Below are 22,900 nucleotides of genomic sequence, written 5' to 3'. Positions count from 1 at the left end.
CGGCCCCGCCCGGCCCTGGTGCAACGCTGACGCGCGGCGCGTATCTTTCGGCTCAATCCACCACCGCTAGCCGATGAACAAGCCCGTGTACCCGCTGCTGGTCCTGACTGCCCTGCTGACCGCGCCCGCGCTGGCCCAGAAACCCGAAAAGCCCGCGAAAGCCGACCCGCGCTTCGAGGTGAGCGGCACGCTGCAGGGCCTGCCGACCGGCAGCCGGGTGTTTATCGTCGATACCCAGGCCGAGCCGGCGGCCGTGCTCGGCTCGGGCAGCGTCGATGGCAAGGGGCGCTTCACGGTGCGCGGCAAAGTGAGCGAGGCGGCCGTGTACTACGTGGCCGTGCCGGAGAAGCGCGAGCTGCTGGCCGTGCCGCTGGCCCCGGGCGCCCGCGTGGAGGTTAGCGGCGACGCCGAGCGGCTGGCCAGCACCGGCCGGGTGGGCGGCACCCCCGAGGCCGAGGCCCTGATGACCTACGAGCAGGCCCGGCTGGCCAACGTGCAGAAAATGCAGGCGCTGATGCAGCGCTACAACGCCACCCGGGACGCGGCCACCCGCACGGCGCTCAACCAGGAGCGCCGGGAGCTGGAAGCGGCTCAGGCGGCGGCGGCCCGGGGGCTGGCCCGCCGGCCCACTTACCTGGCGCCGTTTGCCGCCCTGCAGCTGATCGGCGAAGAAGCCCAGGCCGAATTTCTCGATTCCGTGACGGCCGTGTACCAGAAGCTGGAGCCGGTGTCGCGCTACACCAAGGCCCTGCTGGCCAACCAGGCCCGCCTGCGCGCCACCGCCGTGGGCGCCCCGGCGCCCGACATTCAGCTGGCCGGCGTCGACGGCAAGGTGGTGAGCCTGAGCAGCCTGCGCGGCAAGTACGTGATGATTGACTTCTGGGCCTCGTGGTGCGGCCCCTGCCGCCAGGAAAACCCCAACGTGGTGCGGCTCTACAACGCCTACAAGGCCAAGGGCTTCGAAATCTACGGCGTCTCCCTCGACCAGGAGCGCGACAAGTGGGTGAAGGCCATTCAGGCCGACGGGCTGAGTTGGCCGCAGGTGTCGGACCTGAAGGGCTGGCAGTCGGCCGCCGGGCAGCTCTACGGGGTGCGGGCTATTCCGGCGGCCGTGCTCATCGACCCCGAGGGCCGCATCATCGCCAAAAACCTGCGCGGCCGGGAGCTGGAAAAGAAAGTGGCCGCGCTGCTGAACTGAGCCCCCGCGGCCGGGAACCAAACGCCGCCCCACCGCTGTAGCCGAGCTGGAGCGACGGGCCTTGGTGCACAAATCACCATAAATCGGCAACTTGCGTCGTTCTGCCTTCGGTGCGTCTGCCGGCGCGCCGCCGTCGACTTCTGATTTCATGAAATACCCTATGACCAGCCTGCTTCTGGTGGCCTCGCTGCTGAGCCTTTCCTCCACCGCCTGCTCCGACGCCTCGTCGTCGACCACCGCCGCCGCTGCCCAGGCCGGCTACGAAATCAGCGGGCAACTGCGCAACGCCACGGCCGGCACCAAGGTGTCCTTGGCCGAGCTGACCGACAACCAGTTCGTGGCCCGCGAATCGACCACCACCGACGCGCAGGGCCGCTTCACGCTGAAGGGCACCGCCTCGGAGCCCGCCCTCTACCAGCTGAAGCTGGAAGGCGCCAAGCAGGAAGTGTGGTTGGTGCTCGACAACAAAACCAAGCTGCAGCTCAGCGGCGATGCCCAAAAGCTGGCCGCCGACTACTCGGTGAAGGGCTCCAAGGACTCGGAGCTGATGCAGCAGCTCACCCGCCAGATGCAGCGCAGCAGCGGGCAGCTGCAGGGCATCATGGAGCGGTACCAGGCCAATGCTCAGGCCGGCCGCCAGGACTCGATGAAGGTGCTGGAAGCCCGCTTTATGACCACCCAGGCCCGAAACACCGGCGCGCTCAAGAGCCTGATCCGCCGCAACCCGACCTCGGTCGTATCGGCCTTTGCCCTGGGCACGCCGCAGATTTTCAACGCCGACGAGAACTTCACGTTCGCCGACTCGGTGGCTACCCAGCTCAGGAAGGCCCAGCCCGACTCGCGCTACACCAAGGCCCTGGTGCAGACGCTGGAGCCGCTGCGCAAAACCGCCATCGGCACCGTGGCGCCCGATATACAGCTGACCAACCCCGCGGGCAAGGTAGTGTCGCTCAGTTCGTTGCGCGGCCAGTACGTGCTGCTCGACTTCTGGGCTTCGTGGTGCGGCCCCTGCCGCCAGGAAAACCCCAACGTGGTCAAGACCTACGAGCAGTACAAGAACAAGAAATTCACCGTCTACGGCGTGTCGCTCGACCAGGACAAGGGCAAGTGGGAAAAGGCCATTCAGGCCGATGGCCTCACCTGGACCCACGTTTCGGACCTGAAGGGCTGGCAGTCGGCCGCCGGACAGGCCTACGGCGTGCAGTCCATCCCGATGAACTTCCTGCTCGATCCGCAGGGCCGCATCATCGCCAAAAACCTGCGCGGCGAAGCCCTGTCGGCCAAGCTGGCCACGGTGCTGAAGTAAGTTGTCAGTTGGTAGTTGTCGGTTGTCAGACCGACGCCCACCAAAAAAGGCCCGCGGCGCAAGCCGTAGGCCTTTTTCGTAACTCCCAAGCCGCCGCCCAGTACATACTGACAACTGACAACTGACAACTGACAACTGACAACTGACAACTACCCCAGGAACATCCGCTGCAAGGCCTGCCAGAGCTGTTTCTTGCGGCCGTTGTCGTACTCGATGATTTCCACTTCGGCGGCGGGCAGGTAGGCCACGTCGCCGATGCGCACCGGCTCGTAGGGCTCGGTGCGCTTGGTGGCCACGTCGAGCAGGTTTTTGCCGAAGCCGATAACCTCGCGCACCGCCAGGCCGCGGGCCCGCAGGTCCTCCAGGCTCACCGGGTAGGGGGAGCGGACGTTCACCACGACGCACTCCTCCATCACCCGCTGAATGGCTTTGAGCATGTTGTTCAGAAACACGTTGCGCTGAATGCGCGGCAGCCGTTCCGGGTCATCGAGGCGCACCAGCAGCACCAGGCCGTTGGCGTTGCTGCCCAGCGTATCGAACGGGGTGGGCTGGCGCACGGGGGCCGCGGGCGGTGCAGCCGGCACGGGCATGGGGGCGGCCACGGGCGGCGGGAGCGGAGCCGGAGCAGGTCCCGGGGGCGGCGGAGCCACCGCCAGCCGGGCGGCGCGCAAATCCGCCAACGAAGGCAAACGGCCGGGGGCGGCCGGGGCCGCTTCGGGCGCTGGCGGGGCGGCCGCGGCCGGCAGCCTGGGCGCTGCTACGGGGCCAGGGGCAGCAACCGGCGGCGTAGGGGCGGCCGCTGTCACAGAAGTTGCTGCAGGAGCCGCCGCCGGGGCGGCCGGCGCGGCGGGAAGGGCGGCCCCGGGCTCGGGCACCACGTAAAGCGGCGTGCCCGCGTAGAGCTGCTGGTAAAAGGCGAGGGTGGCGTCGTCCACGGGCGAAAGGGGGCTAGGCGAGACTGGATGGCGTCGGCCACCGAAGATACCCAACGGCGGGCAGGAATCCGCGGGCTATTCCAGCTCGAAGAGGGCTTTCAGCTCGGTCGCGTCCTGGGGCTTGAGGCGGCCGGCCAGCACCAGGCGCAACTGCCGGCGGCGCAGGGCCCCGTCGTAGTGGGTTACTTCCTCGGGCGTTTCGGGCACGGCCTCGGGCACGTCGATGGGGCGGCCCGACTGGTCGACGGCCACGAAGGTGAAGAAGGCTTCGTTGGACTTGATCTTGGTGCCCGACGGAATGTCTTCGGCCCACACGTCGATGTGCACTTCCATCGATGAGCTGAACGCGCGCGTGACCTTGGCTTCGAGCGTGACCACGCTGCCGAGCTTGATGCCCTCGCGGAAGGAAACGTTGTCGACGGAGGCCGTGACGACGATGCGGTTGGAGTGGCGCTGGGCCGAAATGGCGGCGGCCACGTCCATCAGGTGCATCATCCGGCCGCCCATCAGGTTGTTGAGCGTGTTGGTATCGTTGGGCAGCACCAATTCGGTCATTCGCACGAAGGACTCGCTGACGGGCTTCTGTTTGCGCATAGCAGGAAAAACGGAAAATTCGGCCGCAAAGATAGCGCCCCGGCCGCCCCGTCGCCGCCCCGGCCCCAAAATGAACCGCCCCCGCACCTTTCGGCACGGGGGCGGTTGCGGGGTTCGGGCGCGGGGCGCGGGGCTATTGCACCAGCACGCGCGAGGTCAGGCGCTGCTGGCCCACGGTCAGCTGCACCAGGTACACGCCCGGGCTCAGGCGCTTGCCCTCGGTGCCCAGCGCAATCTGCTGCTGGCCGGCGCCGAAGCGTTGGGCCGGCAGGCTCAGCACGGTGCGGCCCAGCAAGTCCTGCACCTGCACCTGGGCCGTTTCGGGCTGATCCAGGGTGAACTGCACGGCCGTTTCGTGGGTGAGCGGGTTGGGCATCACGCTGAAGCTGCGGGTGTTCATGTCGCGGGTGTGCGTGGCCGTCGGCGAGGCAACGCGGAAGTTGTCCAGGAAGAGGCTGTTGCCGCCCCCGGCTACCTGCTCGATGCGCACCAGCAGGCGCGACGCGCCCTGCAGCGCCGCCGGGACGGAAATAGTCCGCGTGCGCCATTCCGATGCCGTGGGTACGAAGGTGCCCGTTACCGGCTGGGCGCCGGTGTTGCTCACCAGCTGGTTGGTGGAAATGGTCAGGTTGCTGGTCCACGACACGCCGCAGTCGGCGCTGAAGGCCACCCGCAGCACGTCGTTGGAATTCGCAGTCAGGCGGGCGTAGGCGTAGTCAAACGCTACCTGGTAGTCGTTCACGCCGCCCACGGCCGTCAGGTTGAAGAGGGGCGAGTAGAGGGTGGTGCTGGTGCCGGGGTTGATGTTGACCGGGCGCAGGCGCAGGGCCGAGGAGCCGGGCAGGCTCGGGCCGTTGGCCGGCGTTACGCGCGTCCAGCGCTCCGCACCGCCTTCGTTGCGCCAGTTGCGGTCGGCGTCGGTGGGGTTCACCAGCCAGGTGTTGTCCTCGAAAGTCTGGGCGTAGGGTGCGGGGAAAGCCGCGTTGGTGCCGAGCACGCGCACGCTCTGCTGGGTCACGGTGCTCGTGCCGTTCGGGCCGGTGATGGTCAGCGTGGCCGAGTAGGTGCCGGGCGCGGCGTAGGTCACGGTCGGGTTCTGAACGGTGGAGCTGCTGGGCGTGCCGCCGGGGAAGCTCCAGGCGTAGCTCACCGTGCCCAGGTTGCCGTACGAGCCGTCGACGAACTCGACGCGGCCGCCGGGGCAGATAACGGTGTTGTCGACGCCAAAGGCGGCGACCGGCGGGCAGGCCGGGGCCTGGTAGCCGTCGTTGGTGCCGGTGGCCACCAGGTTGGCGGGCGTAATCAGCGAGGCGCGGCAGGCCAGCTGCAGCGAGGCGCGCATCACCGCCCGCTGCCCGATGGTGAACATCTTGGCGCAGGTGGCATAGTCCATGTAGTTTTCGGTGTTGGCCACCGGGCCGCAGGTAGCCTGGTTCAGGTTGCAGTCCTGGTTGGCGCCCACCGTGTTCGGCGTGTCGGCAATGCCGTCGTCGATGCCGCAGTTGGAGGGCAGGCCCGGCGTGTTCGAGCCGCCCCAGGTGTGGGGCAGGCCGAAGTAGTGGCCCAGCTCGTGGGTGAGCGAGCGGACGCAGAAATTGGTGCGGCAGGAGCGGCCGATGCTGCCGAACTGCGTGTTGGTAATCACGATGCCGTCGAGGGTGGAGCCGCCGCCGCAGGGCAGGATGGCGTAGCCGCCGGCGCCGTTGGCGCGCTCCGATACCCAGATGTTCAGGTAGCGGCTCACGTCCCAGCGGATGACGTTCTTCAGGTTGGCGTCACCCACCAGCGTTTCCGTGGAGTAGGTGTGCGTGATGCCGGTGGTGCAGTTGCCGTTGGGGTCTTTCTGGGCCAGGCGAAACTGGAAGCCCGGGCGCGAGGCCAGTCCCACGAAGCGCGGGTCGATGCTAATCGTGTCGGGGTTTTCCTTGTTGAAGTCGCGGTTGATGATGCGCAGCGCGTCCAGCACCTGGGCGTCGGAGATGTTGCTGGCCCCGCCGTTGTGCACCACGTGAAACACCACCGGTATCACCACGTCGGGGGCGGCGTTGATGCGGGCCTGCTCGGCCGGCGTCATCGAGGCCACGCGGCGCAGGAAGTTCTTGTAGTCCTGTTCCATGCCGGGGAGGCGCTGAAACTCGGCCTGCCGCACGCTGTCGTGGGCGCAGCGGAAGCCGTAGGTGTGTTCCGGATGCTCGCGGCGCTGGGCCACAGCCTCGGAGGCCGTGCCAAACACGGCCGCAGCAGCCAGCCACAGGGCGGGTAAAGCTTTGCGTAACATGAAGGAAATTAGGGTGAAGAAAGGGTGGTAGACGCGCCAGTCAAGCCCGCCGCCCCACAGACCGGGTGAGGGACCGAAGGGTTGCCCAAGATAAGCACAAATGAGCGGATTCGGACCCGTCGGGGCCCCTTAGCTGCCCCAGCCCGCCGCCCCCAGCAGCGGCACAAACCGAAACTCCGCGAAGTCCTCGCGGGCAAAGCCCGCGGCCGATTCGCGCGCGACGCGCACCATGCGCTGCGTCTGCTCCGAGCCCACGGGCACCACCAGCAGGCCGCCCACCCGCAGCTGCTCGAGCAGGGGGCGGGGCAGGGCCGGGGCGGCGGCCGTCACCAGAATGCGGTCGAAGGGGGCGTGGGCGGGCAGGCCCACCGAGCCGTCGCCGCAGAACAGGTGGGCGCCGCGGTAGCCCAGCTGCCCCAGCCGCTGCCGGGTGCGCTCAAACAGCACCCGGTTGTACTCGATGGTATACACTTCGGCCCCGAGCGTGAGGAGCACCGCGCACTGGTAGCCCGAGCCGGTGCCCACTTCCAATACGCGCTGCCCCGGCTGCACCTGCAGCAGCTCGGTCTGGTAGGCCACCGTGTAGGGCTGCGAAATCGTCTGGCCCTCGCCGATGGGAAAGGCCTTGTCGTGGTAGGCGTGCGACTCGAAGGCCGGGTTGAAGAACAGGTGGCGCGGCACCTGCCCGATGGCCCCGAGCACCCGCTCGTCGCGGATGCCCTTGCGGCTCAGCTCCGTCACCAGGGCGCGGCGCTGGCCGCGGTGGCGGTAGGAGTCGGGAGCGGCGTCGGCGGGGAAAGCGGGGAAGGCGGGCATGGCGTACGGCGGACAAAACCGCCCTACCTTTGCGCGCGGCGGGCGGTGGTTTCCTCCCGCAAAGCTACGGCGGCGCGCTATTGGTGCCGCCGGTCGAGGTTCGGTTCCCTACGATTTTCATTTCTGCCGCGTTGATTCGCTCCCTGCAAAAATTTAAGCTGCTGGCCGCCGATTTTGGAGCGGGTCTGCTGGCCTGGGGTTGCTTTTACCTGCTGCGCAAGTACCTGCTGAGCGAAATCAACGCCGGCTACCGCTTTACCGGCGACCAGCTATTCACCCTCACGGGCTCGGCCCTGATGATTGCCGCCTTCTGGGTGGCCCTGTACGCGCTCATCGGCGAGTACCGCGATATTTTTCGCAAGTCCCGGGTGGGCGAGATTATCCGACTGGCGCGCATCTCGTTTCTGGGCGCGGTGGTCATCTTCTTCGCCCTGCTGCTCGACGACCAGGGCGTGAGCAACTACCGCCTCTACTACAAGACGATATCGGCCTACTTCCTGCTGCACTTCAGCATCACGGCCGTGCTGCGCACCTGGGCCATTACCAGCATTCAGCGCCTGGTGCGCCGCCGCGTCATTTCCTTCAACTCCCTGCTGGTGGGCTCCAGCCCGCTGGCGCTGGAAACCTTCCGCGAGCTGGACCGCTCCAACTCCCACCTGGGCCTGAACATCATCGGTTTCGTGCCGGTGGGCGACGCCGTCGACCCGCAGCTGGCCCTCGAACTGCCCCGCCGCGGCAGCTACGAGCGGCTGCCGGCCCTGATCCGGGCCCTGCACATCGAGCAGGTGGTGGTGGCGCTGGAGCCCTCCGAGCACCGCATGATTCAGCAGGTGCTGGCCCAGCTGGAAGGCACGCCCGCCCGCGTGAGCGTGCTGCCCGACGTGTACCAGATTCTGCTGGGCTCGGTGAAGGTCAACCACCTGTTCGGCACCCCGCTCATCGAAATCAAGCACGATTTGCTGCCGGTGTGGCAGGAGGTGGTCAAGCGCATCATCGACGTGGCCGGCTCGGCCCTGTTTCTGCTGCTGGCCTGGCCGGTGTACGCCTTCACCGCCGTGATGGTGCGCCTCTCGTCGCAGGGCCCGATTTTCTTCGCCCAGGAGCGCATCGGCATTCACGGCAAGCCCTTCAAAATCTACAAGTTCCGCTCGATGTACGTGGATGCGGAGCGGCTGGGGCCGGCGCTGTCGAGCAAGAACGACCCGCGCATTACGCCCTGGGGCCGCTTCATGCGCAAGGTGCGCCTCGACGAGCTGCCGCAGTTCTGGAACGTCATCAAGGGCGACATGAGCCTGGTGGGGCCGCGTCCCGAGCGGCAGTTCTTCATCGACCAGATTACCAAAGTCGCGCCCCACTACCGCCACCTGCACCGCGTGCGCCCGGGCATTACCTCGCTGGGCCAGGTGAAGTACGGCTACGCCGAAACCGTGGAACAGATGGTGCAGCGTCTGAAGTACGACATCCTCTACATCGAAAACATGTCGCTGGCCATGGACTTCCGGGTGATGCTCTACACGCTGAAAATCATCGTGGAAGGCAGGGGCAAGTAATTAATAATGAATAATTAAGAATTAAAAATTGGATGATTGACCACTGGGGCGAACAGCGCCAAACGGCCAATTGTTAATTACTAATTCTTAATTACTAATTGTGCAAAGCACCATGTTCACCGGCATCATCGAAGCACTCGGCACCATCACCGCGGTGCGCACCGAAGGCAGCAACCGCCATTTTACCGTCGCTTCGCCCTTTTTCAGTGAGCTGCAGATCGACCAGAGCGTGGCCCACGACGGGGTGTGCCTGACCGTGGTGGCGCTGGACGCGGCGGCCGGCACGCACACCGTCACGGCTATTGATGAGACGCTGCAGAAAACCAACCTCGGCAGCTGGGCCGAGGGCCGGCAGGTGAACCTGGAGCGCTGCCTGGCCGCAGGCGGCCGCTTCGACGGTCACATCGTGCAGGGCCACGTGGATCTGACGGCCGAGTGCGAGTCGGTGCAGGACCAGAACGGCTCCTGGCTGTACCGCTTCCGCCACGCCACCGGCCCCGGCCGCGTGACGGTGGAGAAAGGGTCCATCTGCGTCAACGGCGTGAGTTTGACCTGCTTCAACAGCACCGACGACGGCTTCTCGGTGGCCATCATCCCGTACACCCACGAGCACACCACCTTCCGGCACCTGCAGCCCGGCGACCGGGTGAACCTGGAGTTTGACATCGTGGGCAAGTACGTGGCCAAGCTGCTGAGGCGGTAAGGCGCCCGGCTCCACTGTGGGCAAATGAACGCCGCCGCGGTGCAACTACGGAGGGAGGGCGTTGCTCATGTAAAAGTGGAGCAACGATGATCCGATGAGCTTGAGGTTTTCAACGAGTCGCCTGGGGGTGCTTGTGGTAAGCGTGGCCAGCCTTATGGCAGGTTGTCAGCGCATCGAGTGCGCGGAGTTCCAGCTCGACCACCCGCTGATGGGCTGGCACTGGTTTGCCGATCTGCAGCCCGGTTACACCTACGTTAACGCCCAGGGCGGGAGCGTGCAGCTCGTGCGAACCGAGTACGACCGGGCCGCTGCTGAAAAGCGTTGGTGCCACATGTGCGCCTGCTACACCGAACTGCAAACCGATTATACCTGCGCGGCGCTGAATACTCTTTTTCAGTGCAATGTGGATTACGAAGGGTTGGCTGGGCCCGATGAAAACGGCGGCAGCGTGTACTACGGCGTAAACCGGCTAGCCTCCACTGAACGCGGCTACAGCTCGTTTGGTAGCCGCGACTCCACCCTGGAGGGATACGTGAGCGACTATTTGCCCCAGCGGTTTACCGTGCGTCGCCGGGCTACGGTGATGCTGCTGACGACCCCCGTCGCCGATGTGCTGGAGCTGACGGTGCTGGACACGGCAACAGCCGGGGTGGAAGCCGTGTGGGTGAAAAAAGGCCAGGGCCTACTGGCCTTTCGGCGGCGCGGCGTAGTGTGGATAAAGCAATGACCCCCAATGCGGCGCTTGCGCAAAACGATAGTGTCAGACCCGAAGCAACTGCGGAGACCTACCTGCCCGATGGTCAGCTGGTTACTTTTATGCTGGGCAGCCGTAGCCTGCCAGTCAGAGCCGCCGCGGCAAGCGCCGGCGGCGCATGAAGCTCCCTTCGTCACGTACCGCGTGGACCCGCGCCGCCAGCCGCTGGCCCTGTACTGGCGCGACGAGCACCAGCAGCCCCTGCGCAGCCTGGGGCGCTTGAACGGCTGGCTGGCCGGGCAGGGGCAGAAGCTCGTATTTGCCACCAACGGCGGCATGTACCGCGCCGGCAACGTGCCGGTGGGCCTTTTCATTCAGGCCGGTAAAACCCTTGTGCCGTTGGACACGGCCGCGGGCACCGGTAACTTCTACCTGCGGCCCAACGGCGTGTTCTACCTGACCGCCGCCGGCCGGGCCGCCATCTGTCGCACGCAGGACTTCCGCGCCGCCGGCCGCATCCGCTACGCCACGCAGTCGGGGCCCATGCTGGTCATCGACGGGCAATTGCACCCGGCGTTTCGGGCCGGCTCGACAAACCTGAACGTGCGCAACGGCGTGGGCGTGTTGCCCGACGGCCGCGTCGTGTTTGCCATGTCGAAGCAGCCCATCAGCTTCTACGACTTCGCCCGCTACTTCCAGCACCTGGGCTGCCGCCAGGCCTTGTACCTCGACGGCTTCGTGTCGCGCACGTACCTGCCGGCGCAGGGCTGGCGGCAGACGGACGGGGACTTCGGCGTCATCATCGGCGTGACGGAGCCGGCCCGCTAAGCTCCGCCGTTGGCACTTTTCGCGACCGGCTGCGTAGGAGGGACGGAGTACCAACTCCTTCACCGTCATGTCGAAACGCGAATTAATCGAGCCTACGCCCGGCGACAAGCGCTACGTGCGCCGCAACGATAAAGGTCAGTTTACCAGTGAGGTGGATATTCACCGTTCCCTCTCGCAGGACGACCGACACAACTCCCGCATCACCAGCCGCCCCGGCCAGGGCGACCGGGGCGACGGCCACACCGGCAACCGCAAACCCGCTCGCTAAGCCCCGCCTTTCATAAGAAAAGCCCTTCAGCCAACGCCGAAGGGCTTTTTCGTGTACGCCAACTGCCAACTGCCAACTGCCAACTGCCAACTGCCAACTGCCAACTGCCAACTGCCAACTGCCAACTCACGCCGTCGGTGGGGCGGGGTACCAGCGCTGGGTGCCTTTGCGGTACAGCCGGTGGCAGCCCCAGGCCAGCAGGCTGCCCAGCGTGGCGCCGGCCAGCACGTCGGAGGGGTAGTGGGCGGCCAGGTAGATGCGGCTGAAGCTGACCAGCGCGGCCCAGGCGAGCAGCAGGGCTTTGGCGGCGCGAAAGCGTGGCGGCAGGGCCAGGCACAGGAACACGGCCAGGGCGAAGGCGTTGGCCGCGTGCGAGGAAATGAAGCCAAACTGCCCGCCGCAGCCGTTGGCCAGGTTCAGCGTGGCCGAGAGGTCCGGGTCGTGGCAGGGGCGCAGGCGGGCGAAGTAGGGCTTGAAAAAGCGGCTGCTGATGCTGTCGGCCAGGGCCACGCTCAGGCCCAGCAGGGGCAGCAGCAGGGTGGCGCGCCGGCCAACGTAGTAGCACAGGGCCACGACGATGACAAAGTATGCCGGAAACCACACGAGGCGGTCGGAAAAGAAAATCATGAGCCGGTCGAGGCCGGGGGTGGCGGCGTTATTGGCCGACACCAGCAGCCAGCGGTCCAGTGCCTGCAGGTGGTCAATCAAGCGAAGTGGGCGAATGGGCCAGCCAATTTACGCCCTTTTTCAGCCACTGTTGGGTTTCGTCCTCCCGGGAGCCCGGCTCGGGCTGCTGGTTGTAGTGCCACTCGCAGCGCGGGGGCAAGCTCATCAGGATGCTTTCGGTGCGCCCGCCGGTTTCCAGCCCGAAGCGCGTGCCGCGGTCGAAGGCCAGGTTGAATTCGGCGTAGCGGGCCCGGCGCAGCATCTGCCACTGCACTTCCTGGGCACCGTAGGGCCGGTCGGCGTTGCGGCGCATCAGCTCGCAGTAGCTGCGGCCGTACACCTCGCCCACGGCCTGGACGAAGGCGAAGAGCTGGTCCCGGTCGCCGTCCTTGCCCACGGTGAGGCGGTCAAAGAAAATGCCGCCCACGCCGCGGGTTTCCTGGCGGTGGGGCAGGTAGAAGTAGTCGTCGGCCCAGGTTTTGAACCGCTCGTAGTAGCTGGCGTCGTGCTGCGCGCACACGGCGTGAATCTGCTCGTGAAACCAGCGCGCCTGCCGCACGTCGACGTAAATCGGGGTCAGGTCCAGCCCGCCGCCAAACCAGGCCTCGCCGTTGCCGGCCTCGAAGTAGCGCACGTTCATGTGCGAGATGGGCACCAGGGGGCTGCGCGGGTGCTGCACCACCGACACGCCGGTGGCGAAGTAGTTCGGGTCGGGCATGAGCAGCACGCGGGCGGCCTGCTCGCTCATCTGGCCCTGCACGGCCGAGAAGTTCACGCCGCCTTTCTCCAGAATGCGGCCGTTTTGAATCACGCGCGACTCGCCGCCGCCGCCCGAGTGGTGCTGCCACACGTCGGGCTGGAAGGTAGCCGCGCCGTCGGTGGTTTCCAGCTCGGTGGAGAGCCACTGTTGGAAGTGGCGCATCCACTGCTCCACGGTGTGGCGGAAGGGCGTCAGCGTCGGGGCGGTATCGGTCGTCATGAGGGGAGCTAAGGCGGAGGAAAACAGCGGGGCGTTCATGCGTCGGCGGGATGTTTGGGGAGGATGACGCCGCAAAGCAACGGGCCGCCGCCGCGCGCCGGACTGACGAAAATCAGCCCCGCCGGGTGTTTGTTGTCAGCCGCAAAGGTGGCAGATTTTCGGCGTTGGCGCGTCGGGGCGGGCCTGGTCGCGCCGGTGCAGGTCGCGCGGCAGCACCGGGGCGGCCCGCTTGCGCAGGCGCCTGTGCAGCAGCTCTACCAGCCGCGAAAAGGCCCTCTGGCGAAGTACACGTAGCCCTTCGGAAGGTCCTGGTGAACGGCCGCGGCCACCAGCGTCACCCCGGTCATAATAACGCCAGCGCCAGCATCTGACCGTGGGGTAGCAGTTGACGAAATCGGCAATGACGCGGGCGCAGGCCGTGAGGTCGAACATATCCGGCAATGCGGTAGCGCAGCCGCAGGCGGGACCGGCGGCGCCCCGCCCGGCGGGCCAAAAACGGCGTCTGCGGCCCGGGGGCGGAAAAAACTAACAGGTGTTTGGTCCCGGCCCCGCGCATCTGCGTTCGATACCGTAATTTCGGGCCTTCGCCACCGCTTGTTTTCCAGCATGCAAACCACCTCCGCCCTGGACGCTCCCGAAACCGACGTTGCCGCCGGCGCCGCGCACCCCGACCGCGCCACCCTGCTGCGGGCCTACCGCCTGATGCAGACCTCGGCCGAAATGGCCCGCCTTTACGAAGAACACAAAGCCGTGACGGCCAAGTACGTGCACGCCACGGCCCGTGGCCACGAGGCCATTCAGCTGGCGGCGGCCTTTCAGCTGCGCGAAACCGACTACTGCGCCCTCTACTACCGCGACGACGCGTTCATGCTCGGCCTGGGCCTGCAGCCCTACGAGCTGATGCTGCAGCTGATGGCCAAGCGCGACGACCCGTTTTCGGGCGGGCGCACCTACTACTCGCACCCCTCGCTGCGCCGCCCGGGCATCCCGGTCATTCCGCACCAAAGCTCGGCCACCGGCATGCAGGCCATTCCGGCGACGGGCATGGCCCACGCGGTGAAGTATTTGGAAAGCCAGCAGCAACTGCCGACCGCGGCCGAGCAGCCTGTCGTGCTTTGTTCCATCGGCGACGGGGCCATGACCGAGGGCGAGGTGGCCGAGGCCCTGCAGATGGCCGCGCTGCACCAGCTGCCGATGATTTACCTGGTGCAGGACAACGAGTGGGGCATTTCGGCCACTGGCCGCGAAATGCGCTCCATGAACGCCTACGAGTTTGCCGCCGGCTTCAAGGGCCTGCACCGCCTGCAGTGCGACGGGGCCGACTTCGTCGACAGCTACGCCACCATGCAGGCCGCCACCGAATACGTGCGGCAGCGCCGCGGGCCGGTGCTGGTGCACGCCAAATGCCCCTTGCTGGGCCACCACACCAGCGGCGTGCGCCGCGAGTGGTACCGCGGCGACAACCTCTCGGAGCACCAGCAGAACGACCCGCTGCCGCGCTTTCACCAGCAGCTGCTCACCGAGGGCTTCTCGGAGGGCGAGCTGGGCTACGCCGCCGCCGCCGCCCAGGCCACCGTGCAGGAAGATTACCAGCGCGCCCTGGCTGCGCCCAACCCCGACCCGGCCACCTTCGCCGACCACGAATTCGCCCCGCCCGCGGTGACGGAAGAAGCCGGCGAGCGAAGCCCCGCCGGGGCCGACAAGGCCATCATGGTGGACGCGGCCCTGCACGCGGTCGACGACATCCTGCGCGAGTTTCCGGAGGCCCTGTTCTACGGCCAGGACGTGGGCGGGGAGCTGGGCGGCGTGTTCCGCGAGGCGGCCCTGCTGGCCAAGAAGTACAGCGACGCCCGCGTGTTCAACACGCCCATTCAGGAAGCCTACATCGTGGGCTCGACGGCCGGCATGTCGGCCGTGGGGGCCAAGCCGATTGTGGAAATTCAGTTTGCCGACTACATCTGGCCGGCCCTCAACCAGCTGGTGGAGGAGCTGTCGAAATCCTGCTACCTCTCGATGGGCAAGTTTCCGGTGCAGAGCCTGATCCGGGTGCCCATCGGGGCCTACGGCGGGGGCGGGCCCTATCACTCCGGCTCCATCGAAAGCACCCTGCTCACCATCCGCGGCATCAAGGTGGTGTACCCCTCCAATGCGGCCGACATGAAGGGCCTGATGCGCGCCGCCTTCCTCGACCCGAACCCGGTGGTGATGCTGGAGCACAAGGGCCTGTACTGGAGCAAGGTGCCCGGCACCGAGGACGCCAAAACCGTGGAGCCCGCCGCCGGCTACGTTATTCCGCTGGGCAAAGCCAACGTGGTGCAGCAGGCCGCGGCCGAGAAGCTGGCCCAGGGCGACACCTGCGTGGTCGTCACCTACGGCATGGGCGTGTACTGGGCCAAAGCCGCCAGCCGGCAGCTGCCCGGGCAGGTGGAAATCCTGGATTTGCGCACCCTGAACCCGCTCGACTGGGAAGCCGTGCAGGCCGCCACGCTGCGCCACGGCAAGGTGCTGGTGCTCACGGAGGAGCCCCTGATGAACAGCTTCGCCGAAAGCCTGGCCGGCCGCATTCAGCGCCACTGCTTCCAGCAGCTCGACGCGCCCGTCTTCACCCTCGGCGCCGCCAACCTGCCCGCCATTGCCCTGAACGTGGAGCTGGAAAAGCAGATGCTCCCCAACGCCGACAAAACCCTCGCCGCCCTGCAGGAGCTGCTGGGGTATTAGGTGAGGTGGTGACATAGTGAAATGGTGAGTTTGGCATTCTGACCGTAGGAAACGCACAAACGGCCCCGGCAACACCAGTTGCCGGGGCCGTTTGTTTGCCTGGGTTTGGCCTGAATGCCGCGTGAGCCTGAACTCACCAGTTCTCCATCTCGCCATTTCACTACTCAAAACGGGTACCCGATGCCGATGTTCAGGCGCACCGGGTTGGCGTCGGAGCCGGTGCGCTTGTTGAGGTTGAATACGCTCACGTTGGGCAGCACAAACTTGCTGCCCTGCGCCACCACGGGGTTGTAGGCCTTGGCGGCGAAGTCGAGGCGCACGATCAGGAACGTGAAGTCGAAGCGCAGGCCCAGGCCCGAGCCGACGGCGAATTCGCGGTAGAAGCGGTTGAGCTCGAAGGTGGAGCCCGGGCGCCCGGCGCCGCCGCGCAAGGCCCACACGTTGCCAAAATCGGTGAAGACGGCCCCGTTGATGAAGTCGTAGAGCGGAAAGCGGTACTCCACGCTGCCTTCCAGCAGCACTTCGCCGGGCTGCTCGAAGGTTTCCGCGTCGGTGGGGTTGCCGTCCTTGTCGCGCGGGATGTAGCCGCCGGTGCCCAGGCGCCGCGGGTACCAGGCCCGCACGCTGGAGCCGCCGCCGGCAAACACGTACCGGTCGTAGGGAATGATAAACGCCGACGGCTGACCGGCGCGCCCGTTCAGCCGGGTATTGGTCAGGGCCGTGGCCAAGCCGCCGTTGAGGCGCCATACCAAGAACTGGTGGGCACTAAGCTTGTGGTAGCGGCGGTAATCGGCACTGAGGCGGATGAAATCGTAGACCGCGATGTTGCTCTTGCCCACGTCGTGGTCGGTGGAGTCGCCGTCGACGGTGTAGAGGCCGCGGAACGGGCCACCCAGTTCGGCAAACAGGCGCAGGTAGCGCGCGTCGCGCGTCTGGGTGAAGTCGTTGTCGTTGTAGAGCGAGGTGGCGTTGATGCTCGGCACCAGCACCGACTGAAACGAGCGCAGCAGCGCCGCGCCGTTGGGCAGCGAGTCGAGTTTCGCGCGAAACCCGTCGTCGAAGCGCTTGGTAAACACCAGGCTCACGTCGAGCGGCGTGAAAATAAACTGGTGGTAGGCGTTTCGCTCCCAGATGTAGTCGTACGACGCCTCCAGGTTGGTGCGCTTGTATTCCGGGCGGCCGACGTAGGTGGCGCTGGCCGTCAGGCGCGTGCGCGGGCTGTAAGTGGTGAAGTAGCGGTTGGAGCGCCAGGGCACCAGAAACTGCGGCAGAATCAGGTTGACGTTGGCCCCGAGCTGGGTGGTGAGCTGGGGCTGATCGGGCCGGCTGCTGGTGGTGCCGGCCAGCGGAAACTGCCCTTCCAGGCCCGCGCGCAGGCCCAGGTCGAGCACCTCGGCCCCGCCGAACACATTGCGGACGCGCACCCGGAAGTTGCCGAACGGCCCGGGCAGGGTTGCCACGTAGGTACCGCCGATTTCCGAAGAGTACTGCGCCCGTTTCTGCGGGGTGGTGCTCACCGTCGCGTCGAGCACGCCCTGCAGCGAATCGGTCAGCGGCGGCTTCTGGTAGTTGATGGACGCGTAGCGAAACACGTCGAGGGAAGCCAGCTGGCGCTGGGTCTGGATGGTGTTGGTCAGGCTGTACTGCTCGCCGGGGCGCACCAGCAGCTTGCGGTCCAGGATGCGGGTGCTGAAGCGGTGGTTGTAGGCCAGGTAGTCGATGCCGTTGCGCCGCACCGTGTCGCGCTGCAGCCCGAAGCGGTTCACGCCCGCATCGGCCACGAAGCTCACCCGGCGCACCCGGTACACCTGGTGGCGGGCGGCGCCGTCCGGGTTGGCCACCTGCACCAGCAGGCGCACGGTGGTGGGTGCAAAGCTCGTGTCGGCCTCCAGGGTAATGTAGCGGGCCTGGAAGTCGTAGTAGCCGTGGTTTTTGAGCAGGGCTTCCAGCCGGGCGCGCTCCTGCCCGATGAGGGCCTCGTCGTAGGGCTGGCCCACGTGCAGCAGCTGCTGGGTGGTGTCGCCGCGAACGAGCCGGGCCACGGCCGTGTCGGGAATGTCGTAGCGCAGCTGCTTGACGAGGAAGCGCGGCCCCTCGTGCACCTGGTACTCCACCGTCACGCGGCGGCTGCGCGGCGTGCCCGGCGCCGGGGCTTTCACCGAGTCGGCCCGGCCGAACAAGCGCGAGAAGTAGCCCAGCGGCTCCGGCGGATTGTCGGTATACGCCACGCGGGTGCGGAAAAAGCCCTTGCTGCGCAGGTAGATGCCCATCTGCTCGGTGGTCAGGGCCGTCAGGGTCGAGTCGTAAATCACCGGCGGCTCGCCGATGCGCATGATGGCGTTGCCCTTGTCGAGCTTGCGCTGCAGGCGCTGGATGCGCCGCTCGCGCTTCTGCAGCAGCTTGCCCACCGCCACCGAGTCGGTACCGGCGGCGGCAATGCGCGCCGCGTACTCGTGCTGGGTGGTGTCCAGCTTGGCCCGCAGCCGCTCCGGATGGTAGAAGGTGTAGCCGAGGTTGTAAATTGCGAGCTGCGGAACCGGAAAGCGCCGGTTGGGGCGCTGGCGCAGCAAGGCGTCGAGCTGCTCTTTTTCCAGCTGCCGCACGCCCTCAATGCGCACGGTGCTGAGCAGGCGCTGCTTCGGGCCCAGCAGGTGCAAGGGCGAGCAGCCCGCGGCCAGCTGAGCCGCCACCGCCATTCCTGCCACCCAAGTAACTCCGCGCCGCGGCGCCCAGCCGAAAGGTCGTATCACTGAAAAATGGTTTCGAAAGCCGTTGTCAAGTACGTGCAGCAATTGCACCAGAAAAAATACCGCCAGCGCCTCGGCGCCTTCCTGGTGGAAGGCGCCAAAAGCCTGCGCGAGCTGCTAAGTTCCGAACTGCAGCCCGAACGGCTGCTGCTCACGGCCGAATTTGCCGCCCAGCCCGGCCTGCGCCTGCCCCCGGGCGTGCCCGTCGACGTGGTGTCGGGCGAGGAGCTCACGCGCCTGGGCACGCTGCAAACCAACGACGCGGGCCTCGCCGTAGTACGCACCCCCGCCGAGCGGCCCCTGCATCCGCAGCCCGGCCAGCTGCTGCTGGCCCTCGACCAGGTGCGCGACCCCGGCAACGTGGGCACGCTCATTCGCCTGGCCGATTGGTACGGCCTCGCGGGCGTGGTGTTGTCTGATACCTGCGCCGACGCCTGGAACCCCAAAACCGTGGCGGCCACCATGGGCTCGTTCACCCGCGTGCCCGTGTGGCAGCGCGACCTGCCCACCTGGCTGCAGGAGCTGCCCGCGGAGCTGCCCGTCTACGGCGCCGACCTGCACGGCGACAACGTGCACCGCCTGCAGCTGCGCCCCGCCGGCGTGCTGGTCATGGGCAGCGAGTCGCACGGCCTCACCCCGCCGGTGGAAGCCTGCCTCACCCAGCGCCTGCACATTCCCGGCCGCGGCCAGGCCGAAAGCCTGAACGTGGCCATATCGGCGGCGATATTGCTGGATAACTTCTTTCGGAATAGCTGAAAAAAGGAGTCAGGAGCCAGAAGCTAGAATGTTGGAGGTCATCCAACTCTAACTCCTGGCTCCTGACTCCCAGCTCCTCAGGTGGCGTAGCGGCCTAAATGTCGCTAAAGGTGATGCCGAAGCTGACGGTCTGGGCCTTGGGGCCGCGGTCGGCCTTGAACACGTCGTTCAGATTGTACTTGGCGAAGAGGTCGAAGCCTTTCACGCCGATGTTGCCGGAGAGGCCGTACTGGAAGTCCTCCAGGTTGTAGCTGCCGCGGTCCTTGTCCTTGTGGGTGCGGCCTTCCTGCTCGTACTTGATCTTGGTGTGCGCGCCGATGCGGTAGCCCACGAAGCCGCCCGCGCCGAGGCGGAAGATTTCGTCGTGGTCCTTGTCGCGGAACTTGAGGGTGAAGCCCACCGGCAGGTTCAGCGTGGTCACGGCCAGCTTGCTCTTCTGCAGGTTCCGCGCGTCGTCCTTCAGGATGTCGGTGCGGCCCGCCGTGGTGTTGGCGGCGAAGTAGCGGTTGCCCTCCAGCATGTAGTTGTTGAAGGCCACTTCCGGGCCGAGGTGGAAGTACAGCGGGCTGTTGCGGCCGGTGCGGGCCCAGAATTTCCAGTTCAGCGCCACGTAGCGGGAGCCCCAGGTGCGCAGGTCGTAGGGCTGCTCGGTGCCGCCGGGGGCATAGGCTTTCTTGTTGACCAGCGCGTTCAGGCCCAGGTCCACGCCGAAGTCGGTGCCGGTGAGCTTGTTGCGCCGGGCCTCACGCTTGGCGTGCTTCACCGAGTCGGACTTGGCGTCGCTGTTGATGCTCACTTTCACGTTGTCGCCGCCGTTGGCGTCTTCGCTGTTTTCCACCGTCACGCCCAGCTTCTTGTTCATGAACACCTCCACGCGGTCGGCGTTGGGCTTGGAGCCGCGCACCGTCACGCGCACCTGCTCGGGGGCGGCGGTGCTGCCGGGCTTGTCCTTGGCGGGGTAGAACTCCATCGTCACCTGCCCGTTGCTGCCCTTGCGCCCGGCCGCTTCGGCCTGGCTGATGTAGGCGTCGAGCAGGGTCATCAGCGAGTCGAGCTTGTAGTTTTTCAGCTCGCGCAGCTGCTGCTTGTTGCGGGCCACAATGGTCATCGACACCTGGTTGGGCAGTTTCACCATGATGGTGTCGTCGTTGCCGGGCACGCGGGCCAGGCTGCCGGCCGAGGCGAAGGAGCTGGAAAGCAGCAGGCCGGAAAGTGCAGCGAAGAAGGAAGCAGGTTTCATAGTAGGAGGAAGCAGAAAGTCAGGGGAGAGGGAAGAAGCGGGGCGCCGGGGCGGCGCGGGCAATTAGAGCGAAATAGTCTTGGTGAGGGTGTGGCCGGCCACGCGGGCCTGCAGGGTAAGGGCGGGGTTGGTGGGCAGCCCGACTTCAGCCAGGTTGGGCTTTTCGCCCTGGGCCACGCGCCGCATCTGGCGCAGCACGCCCCGCACGCTGGGCCGCGTCCGGCCCGGGGCTTCGGCGGCGGCGGCCGGGGCCAGGGCCACGGCTTGTTCCGGGTGCTGGCGCACTTCCACTTCGATGGCGCCGGCCGGCAAGCTCGGGGCCCCGGCTGGGGCGGCTGGCGTCAAGGAAGCGGTGGTTTGCGCGGGGGCCGGCTGCGCGGCTACGGCTTGGCGTACATCAGCTACTGAATGCTCGTCGGTGGGCTGGAAAACCGGTTTTTCCGGCCGGTCCGACGTCCGGGGCGCTGCAGCGCGCTCGGTGCGGGCCAGTAGTTGCTGCTGTTGATGGGTAGATGCGGGGCGGGGAGTCACCGTTGCCTGAGTTGCGGCCGGATTCGCAGAATTTTTCGCGGCTTCCTCAGCCGTCGGGGCCGCAGCGGGGCGGGCGGCAATGGTGGCCGGGTCGAGGGGCATCCGCACCGTGCTGTCGACGCCAAAATCAGCGTCAGCGGGCGTGCTCGGGGCCGTCGGGGTCGTGGTGGCGGGGGCTTCGGCGGGGCGCGGCTGGCCGGGGCCGCCGGTGGTGGTGCCCGAAGCCAGCGGGCCCGCGTTGCCGGGGCCCAGCGGCTGATGCTGCCACACCAGCCAGCTGCCACCGGCTACCAGCAGCAGGGTGATGGCCGCGGCTATGGCCATCCAGAAGCCGCCGCGGCGTTTTTTCTCTTCGGGCTCCAGCTGCTCCTGCAGGTCGTACCACAAGGAGGGTGGGGGCGGGGTGGCGTGCTGCTCGAGCTTGGCGCGAAACAGCTTATCAATATCTTCCGGTTGCATGGTGCGTCGAGGTTGAGGTGGATGGAATAGCCGAAGCCGAGGCGGCTTCGAGGCGGCGCTGCAGCATGGCGCGGGCCTTGCTGAGCTGGGACTTGCTGGTGCCCTCCGAAATGCCCAGCATCTCGCCGATTTCGGGGTGGGTGTAGCCTTCGATGGCGTACAGGTTGAACACCGTGCGGTAGCCGGCCGGCAGCTCGCTCAGCAGCTGCATCAGGTCGGCCGCCGCCATGTCGCTTTCGGCCGTGGCCTGGGTCGAGGGCACGTCGGTCACCATGTCGTCGATGGCGAGGTGCAGCGGCTCTTTCTTGCGCAGCTGCCCGAGGGCTTCGTTGACCATGATGCGCCGGATCCAGCCCTCAAACGAGCCTTCGTGGCGGTACTGTTCCAGGGCCCGGAACACCTTCACGAAACCCGTGAGCATGGCCTCCTCGGCGTCGGCGCGCTGGCGCAGGTAGCGCAGGCACACCGTCAGCATCAGCCCGGCGAAGCGCTCATAGAGCTGCTTCTGCGCCCGGACGCTACCTTGCCGGCAGGCACTGATGAGTTCGACTTCGTTCACGGCTCAGAAAGTAGGAGTAGGGCAGGAGCGGGGTGTTTGAAGCGCTAGATGGAGAAGCCGGGAATGGGGTTGCCCGCCGGCTGGAAAAATTTTTCGCAAGGTGCAACCGCGGCTTGGATCAGGCGCCCCTCCGCGCCTGACAGGCTGGTTTCGGGCCAATGAATGCGCACGGGCGTTCAAGGTACAATGCTGGTTTTCCGAACAAATGCCGCTGCCAGCGGTATTATATGTACCAACATTGATTTAGAATACCATGAGCAACATGCAAGGAAAAGTCGTGCTGATAACGGGTGCGGCCATGGGCCTCGGCCTGGCCGCCGCCCAGGAATTGGCCCGCCAGGGCGCCCGCCTGGCCTTGGTCGACTACAACGAGCAGAGCCTGCGGGAGGCGCAGCAGGCCATCGGGCAGGCGTTTGCCGAAGCCGAGGTGCTGACCATCGTCGCCGACGTATCCGATGAAGCCGCCGTGCGCAACTACGTCGACAAAACCGTGGAGCGCTTCGGCCGCATCGACGCGTTTTACAACAACGCTGGCATCGAGGGCAAGCAGGCGCCCATCACCGAGTACGACCTTGCGGTGTTCAAAAAGGTCATCGACATCAACCTGATGGGCGTGTACTACGGCCTGCGCTACGTGCTGCCCGTGATGCAAAAGCAGCAGTACGGCCGCATTGTCAACGTGGCCTCGGTGGGCGGCATCCGCGGGGTGCTCAACCAGATGCCCTACGTGGCCAGCAAACACGCCGTGTCGGGCATGACCAAGAACGCGGCCCTGGAATACGGCCGCTACGGCATCACCACCAACGCCATTGCCCCCGGCGCCATTCTCACGCCCATGGTGGCCGAGGCCTTTAAGCAGGTCAACCCCGCCGACCCCAAGCAGGCCGAAGCCCAGTACGCCAGCCACAACCCCACCCGGCGCCTGGGCCAGCCCGAAGAGGTAGCCAAGCTGGTGGCCTTCCTGCTCAGCGACGACGCCTCCTACGTCAGCGGCCAGACCATTGCCATCGACGGCGGCGAATCCAACATGTACGGCAACGCGGAGTAACGCCGCGCCGCCAAGAAAAAAGCCTCC

General features: G+C 66.6%; 21 protein-coding genes. 10 read left to right on the top strand and 11 right to left on the bottom strand.

All coding sequences use genetic code 11. The features are described 5' to 3' along the window. Positions 1 to 73: 73 nt before the first annotated feature. Positions 74 to 1,198, top strand: a complete 1,125-nt coding sequence (locus DLM85_RS04640) for a TlpA disulfide reductase family protein (protein ID WP_111476877.1) — start codon at positions 74 to 76, stop codon at positions 1,196 to 1,198. Positions 1,199 to 1,346: 148 nt separating this feature from the next. After that, positions 1,347 to 2,504, top strand: coding sequence for a TlpA disulfide reductase family protein (locus DLM85_RS04635; RefSeq protein ID WP_111476876.1), 1,158 nt, complete (start codon positions 1,347 to 1,349; stop codon positions 2,502 to 2,504). A gap of 149 nt (positions 2,505 to 2,653) precedes the next feature. On the opposite strand, the gene DLM85_RS04630 is transcribed toward DLM85_RS04635, so the two are convergent. The 4 genes from DLM85_RS04630 to DLM85_RS04615 all read right to left on the bottom strand — a co-directional run bounded on the left by DLM85_RS04630 (position 2,654) and on the right by DLM85_RS04615 (position 7,127). Continuing rightward, positions 2,654 to 3,106 (bottom strand): hypothetical protein, encoded by a 453-nt coding sequence (locus DLM85_RS04630; protein WP_133256902.1) that lies wholly within the window; start codon positions 3,104 to 3,106, stop codon positions 2,654 to 2,656. Positions 3,107 to 3,514: 408 nt separating this feature from the next. Next, positions 3,515 to 4,033, bottom strand: coding sequence for an acyl-CoA thioesterase (locus DLM85_RS04625; RefSeq protein ID WP_111476874.1), 519 nt, complete (start codon positions 4,031 to 4,033; stop codon positions 3,515 to 3,517). Between the two features lie 133 nt (positions 4,034 to 4,166). Further along, positions 4,167 to 6,311, bottom strand: coding sequence for a M43 family zinc metalloprotease (locus DLM85_RS04620; protein WP_111476873.1), 2,145 nt, complete (start codon positions 6,309 to 6,311; stop codon positions 4,167 to 4,169). Positions 6,312 to 6,440: 129 nt separating this feature from the next. After that, positions 6,441 to 7,127 carry a protein-L-isoaspartate(D-aspartate) O-methyltransferase gene (locus DLM85_RS04615; RefSeq protein ID WP_111476872.1) on the bottom strand — a complete coding sequence of 229 codons (687 nt, stop codon included), beginning with the start codon at positions 7,125 to 7,127 and terminating at the stop codon, positions 6,441 to 6,443. Positions 7,128 to 7,258: 131 nt separating this feature from the next. Between DLM85_RS04615 and DLM85_RS04610 the strand changes: the two genes are divergently transcribed. From DLM85_RS04610 to DLM85_RS04590, 5 genes are all read left to right on the top strand, one after another. Beyond that, positions 7,259 to 8,677 carry a sugar transferase gene (locus DLM85_RS04610; protein ID WP_111476871.1) on the top strand — a complete coding sequence of 473 codons (1,419 nt, stop codon included), beginning with the start codon at positions 7,259 to 7,261 and terminating at the stop codon, positions 8,675 to 8,677. Positions 8,678 to 8,789: 112 nt separating this feature from the next. Then, on the top strand, positions 8,790 to 9,380 hold the full coding sequence (locus DLM85_RS04605; protein ID WP_111476870.1) for a riboflavin synthase: 591 nt from the start codon (positions 8,790 to 8,792) through the stop codon (positions 9,378 to 9,380). Between the two features lie 154 nt (positions 9,381 to 9,534). Beyond that, positions 9,535 to 10,107 carry a hypothetical protein gene (locus tag DLM85_RS04600; protein ID WP_133256901.1) on the top strand — a complete coding sequence of 191 codons (573 nt, stop codon included), beginning with the start codon at positions 9,535 to 9,537 and terminating at the stop codon, positions 10,105 to 10,107. A gap of 171 nt (positions 10,108 to 10,278) precedes the next feature. Then, positions 10,279 to 10,902 (top strand): phosphodiester glycosidase family protein, encoded by a 624-nt coding sequence (locus DLM85_RS04595; protein WP_243635861.1) that lies wholly within the window; start codon positions 10,279 to 10,281, stop codon positions 10,900 to 10,902. Positions 10,903 to 10,969: 67 nt separating this feature from the next. Then, on the top strand, positions 10,970 to 11,170 hold the full coding sequence (locus DLM85_RS04590; RefSeq protein ID WP_111476867.1) for a hypothetical protein: 201 nt from the start codon (positions 10,970 to 10,972) through the stop codon (positions 11,168 to 11,170). A gap of 126 nt (positions 11,171 to 11,296) precedes the next feature. Here DLM85_RS04590 and DLM85_RS04585 read toward each other — a convergent pair whose 3' ends face one another. From DLM85_RS04585 to DLM85_RS24940, 3 genes are all read right to left on the bottom strand, one after another. Next, positions 11,297 to 11,878: a phosphatase PAP2 family protein gene (locus DLM85_RS04585; protein WP_111476866.1), complete on the bottom strand. Its 582-nt coding sequence runs from the start codon at positions 11,876 to 11,878 to the stop codon at positions 11,297 to 11,299. Beyond that, the gene (hemF, locus tag DLM85_RS04580) at positions 11,871 to 12,815 is read right to left on the bottom strand and encodes an oxygen-dependent coproporphyrinogen oxidase (RefSeq protein WP_111477501.1); all 945 of its coding nucleotides are present in this window, start codon (positions 12,813 to 12,815) and stop codon (positions 11,871 to 11,873) included. Before hemF ends, DLM85_RS04585 begins: the two co-directional genes overlap by 8 nt. Positions 12,816 to 12,950: 135 nt before the next feature. Beyond that, on the bottom strand, positions 12,951 to 13,247 hold the full coding sequence (locus tag DLM85_RS24940; RefSeq protein WP_133256900.1) for a hypothetical protein: 297 nt from the start codon (positions 13,245 to 13,247) through the stop codon (positions 12,951 to 12,953). A gap of 174 nt (positions 13,248 to 13,421) precedes the next feature. Between DLM85_RS24940 and DLM85_RS04575 the strand changes: the two genes are divergently transcribed. Next, positions 13,422 to 15,533: an alpha-ketoacid dehydrogenase subunit alpha/beta gene (locus DLM85_RS04575; protein ID WP_111477500.1), complete on the top strand. Its 2,112-nt coding sequence runs from the start codon at positions 13,422 to 13,424 to the stop codon at positions 15,531 to 15,533. A 164-nt stretch (positions 15,534 to 15,697) separates the two neighbouring features. On the opposite strand, the gene tamL is transcribed toward DLM85_RS04575, so the two are convergent. After that, entirely contained in the window at positions 15,698 to 18,229 is a 2,532-nt protein-coding gene (tamL, locus tag DLM85_RS04570) for a translocation and assembly module lipoprotein TamL (protein ID WP_111476865.1), read from the bottom strand. Positions 18,230 to 18,289: 60 nt separating this feature from the next. Here tamL and DLM85_RS04565 point away from each other — a divergent pair, with 60 nt between their 5' ends. Beyond that, a complete protein-coding gene (locus tag DLM85_RS04565; RefSeq protein ID WP_111476864.1) occupies positions 18,290 to 19,036 on the top strand; it encodes a TrmH family RNA methyltransferase in 747 nt (248 codons plus the stop codon). Between the two features lie 94 nt (positions 19,037 to 19,130). Here DLM85_RS04565 and DLM85_RS04560 read toward each other — a convergent pair whose 3' ends face one another. The 3 genes from DLM85_RS04560 to DLM85_RS04550 all read right to left on the bottom strand — a co-directional run bounded on the left by DLM85_RS04560 (position 19,131) and on the right by DLM85_RS04550 (position 21,825). Further along, a complete protein-coding gene (locus DLM85_RS04560) occupies positions 19,131 to 20,276 on the bottom strand; it encodes an outer membrane beta-barrel protein (protein WP_111476863.1) in 1,146 nt (381 codons plus the stop codon). Between the two features lie 63 nt (positions 20,277 to 20,339). After that, on the bottom strand, positions 20,340 to 21,266 hold the full coding sequence (locus DLM85_RS04555) for a FecR family protein (protein WP_111476862.1): 927 nt from the start codon (positions 21,264 to 21,266) through the stop codon (positions 20,340 to 20,342). Continuing rightward, the gene (locus DLM85_RS04550) at positions 21,247 to 21,825 is read right to left on the bottom strand and encodes an RNA polymerase sigma factor (RefSeq protein WP_111476861.1); all 579 of its coding nucleotides are present in this window, start codon (positions 21,823 to 21,825) and stop codon (positions 21,247 to 21,249) included. The genes DLM85_RS04555 and DLM85_RS04550 overlap by 20 nt, the downstream gene beginning before the upstream one ends. Positions 21,826 to 22,078: 253 nt before the next feature. On the opposite strand from DLM85_RS04550, the gene DLM85_RS04545 reads away from it, so the two are divergent. After that, positions 22,079 to 22,873: a glucose 1-dehydrogenase gene (locus DLM85_RS04545; protein ID WP_111476860.1), complete on the top strand. Its 795-nt coding sequence runs from the start codon at positions 22,079 to 22,081 to the stop codon at positions 22,871 to 22,873. Positions 22,874 to 22,900: the final 27 nt, after the last annotated feature.

The sequence above is a fragment of the Hymenobacter edaphi genome, assembly GCF_003258365.1.
GTDB lineage: Bacteria > Bacteroidota > Bacteroidia > Cytophagales > Hymenobacteraceae > Solirubrum > Solirubrum edaphi.
Note: the sequence above shows the minus strand (reverse complement) of the source record. Positions and strands in the feature narration are given on the sequence as shown.

Excerpts from the sequence above, each read along its gene's own strand:
- DLM85_RS04640 (WP_111476877.1), top strand. The coding sequence starts at position 74 with ATGAACAAGCCCGTGTACCCGCTGCTGGTCCTGACTGCCCTGCTGACC.
- DLM85_RS04635 (WP_111476876.1), top strand. The coding sequence starts at position 1,347 with ATGAAATACCCTATGACCAGCCTGCTTCTGGTGGCCTCGCTGCTGAGC.
- DLM85_RS04625 (WP_111476874.1), bottom strand. The coding sequence starts at position 4,033 with ATGCGCAAACAGAAGCCCGTCAGCGAGTCCTTCGTGCGAATGACCGAA.
- DLM85_RS04620 (WP_111476873.1), bottom strand. The coding sequence starts at position 6,311 with ATGTTACGCAAAGCTTTACCCGCCCTGTGGCTGGCTGCTGCGGCCGTG.
- DLM85_RS04615 (WP_111476872.1), bottom strand. The coding sequence starts at position 7,127 with ATGCCCGCCTTCCCCGCTTTCCCCGCCGACGCCGCTCCCGACTCCTAC.
- DLM85_RS04605 (WP_111476870.1), top strand. The coding sequence starts at position 8,790 with ATGTTCACCGGCATCATCGAAGCACTCGGCACCATCACCGCGGTGCGC.
- DLM85_RS04600 (WP_133256901.1), top strand. The coding sequence starts at position 9,535 with ATGGCAGGTTGTCAGCGCATCGAGTGCGCGGAGTTCCAGCTCGACCAC.
- DLM85_RS04590 (WP_111476867.1), top strand. The coding sequence starts at position 10,970 with ATGTCGAAACGCGAATTAATCGAGCCTACGCCCGGCGACAAGCGCTAC.
- hemF (WP_111477501.1), bottom strand. The coding sequence starts at position 12,815 with ATGACGACCGATACCGCCCCGACGCTGACGCCCTTCCGCCACACCGTG.
- DLM85_RS24940 (WP_133256900.1), bottom strand. The coding sequence starts at position 13,247 with ATGTTCGACCTCACGGCCTGCGCCCGCGTCATTGCCGATTTCGTCAAC.
- DLM85_RS04575 (WP_111477500.1), top strand. The coding sequence starts at position 13,422 with ATGCAAACCACCTCCGCCCTGGACGCTCCCGAAACCGACGTTGCCGCC.
- tamL (WP_111476865.1), bottom strand. The coding sequence starts at position 18,229 with ATGGCGGTGGCGGCTCAGCTGGCCGCGGGCTGCTCGCCCTTGCACCTG.
- DLM85_RS04565 (WP_111476864.1), top strand. The coding sequence starts at position 18,290 with ATGGTTTCGAAAGCCGTTGTCAAGTACGTGCAGCAATTGCACCAGAAA.
- DLM85_RS04560 (WP_111476863.1), bottom strand. The coding sequence starts at position 20,276 with ATGAAACCTGCTTCCTTCTTCGCTGCACTTTCCGGCCTGCTGCTTTCC.
- DLM85_RS04555 (WP_111476862.1), bottom strand. The coding sequence starts at position 21,266 with ATGCAACCGGAAGATATTGATAAGCTGTTTCGCGCCAAGCTCGAGCAG.
- DLM85_RS04545 (WP_111476860.1), top strand. The coding sequence starts at position 22,079 with ATGAGCAACATGCAAGGAAAAGTCGTGCTGATAACGGGTGCGGCCATG.